Annotated in this window: 2 protein-coding genes; both read right to left on the bottom strand. The window is 61.4% G+C overall.

The features are described 5' to 3' along the window. The coding region (locus EN879_RS35800) for a PAS-domain containing protein (RefSeq protein WP_127274710.1) at positions 1-702 on the bottom strand (702 nt) is incomplete at its 3' end. A 161-nt stretch (positions 703-863) separates the two neighbouring features. Further along, on the bottom strand, positions 864-1,413 hold a 550-nt coding region (locus tag EN879_RS35795; RefSeq protein ID WP_164774831.1), incomplete at its 5' end, for an HD family hydrolase.

The following is a 1,413-nucleotide window of genomic DNA, read 5'->3' as shown; positions in this document are numbered from 1 at the left end:
GGCTTCGGTCTTGGCGACTTCGCTGTCGACATCGATCTTCGTATAGATGCCGAGTTCCAGCAACCGTTCGAGCGCGTCGCGGTGCGTCGTTCCAAGCGGAAAATCCGCCGGGGTGACCTTGTAGAGCTCCAGAAAACGCCGGTTTCGCACGATCATCTTGCCGTCGGCGTCATACATCAGCAAGCCTTGCGACATGTTGGCGAGCGCTGCGTCGAAGCGGCGGTGCTGCTCCTTGAGATCCTCTTGCGCGCGGCGCTGCTCGGTGATGTCTTCATAGATCGAAACCCAGCCGCCCAGAGCCAGAGGGCGGTGCGAGATGCTGACGATGCGGCCGTCCGACAGTGTTTCTTCGTAGGTCGAGGGCTTTGCCTGATCGATATAGGGCTTGCGGATGGCGTAGAGTTCGTCGGCGGTTTGCGAGGCGACGCCGATATCGACGCTGTGGCGCAGAATGTCGAGGAACCGGATGCCGGGCCTTATCACCCTGGCGTCGAGGCAAAAGATGTTTAGGTAGTTGCCGTTGCAGATGATCATCCGCTCGTCGGCGTCGAACATGCACAGGCCGTGCGACATGTTCTCGACCGCAGCCGAAAAGCGTTGGTTCTGCTCCCGCAGTTCGTCTTCCATGTGGCGGGAGCGGTCCATGCCTTCGGCCTCCCGTTTCGGGACGGCCGAACCATCCTTGGCATCAGCGACGGGCATGAGCGCGCCTGCGGACCGTGATCGAACAAGCTACTGTGGTCGCCGCTGGTTAATTTAGCGTTTTAATGCATGTCGCCCAAAAGTGACCTCGGTTTTGGGGGAATGACATGCATAAAAAGACCTAAAGCGCGTCGCGTGAATCCGTTTCAGCGCGACGCGCTTTAGCCGATTGCGGTCGCCGAAACCTGATGCCGCGACGTCTCGATCGCCGAAAACCGTTTCAGAAACGCGTTCTGCGCCCAGGTCACCGAACGTGGCGTGAAATCGAAGCGGTCGGCATTGAAGCCGCGCGGACGGCCGAAGAACTCGGTCGCCTCGGCGGTCGAAAAGCCGGCGAGCAGCGTTGCCTCGAAATAGGCGGCGATCTGGTCGGCGCGCTTGATCTCCTTGCGCAGCGCAGCACTTGGTTCCGGAGGCAGCGAGAAGCGCAGATGGATGGCGCGCTGCAGCCGTAACTCACAATCCTTGTAGCTGCCGCCCATCACCGATTTGAACGGCGAGATCATGTCGCCGATGACATATTCGGGGGCGTCGTGCAGCAGGGCCGCCAGCCGGGCGTCGGCCGAAGCCTCGGGCACCAGGTCGCAGAACAGCGCTTCGACCAGCAGCGAGTGCTGGGCGACCGAAAACGCATGCTCGCCGCTGGTCTGGCCGTTCCAGCGGGCAACGCGGGCGAGCCCGTGCGCAATGTCCGAAATCTCGATGTCGAGC

The organism is Mesorhizobium sp. M7A.F.Ca.AU.002.02.1.1, from assembly GCF_003998535.1.
Lineage (GTDB): Bacteria > Pseudomonadota > Alphaproteobacteria > Rhizobiales > Rhizobiaceae > Mesorhizobium > Mesorhizobium ciceri.
Note: the sequence above shows the minus strand (reverse complement) of the source record. Positions and strands in the feature narration are given on the sequence as shown.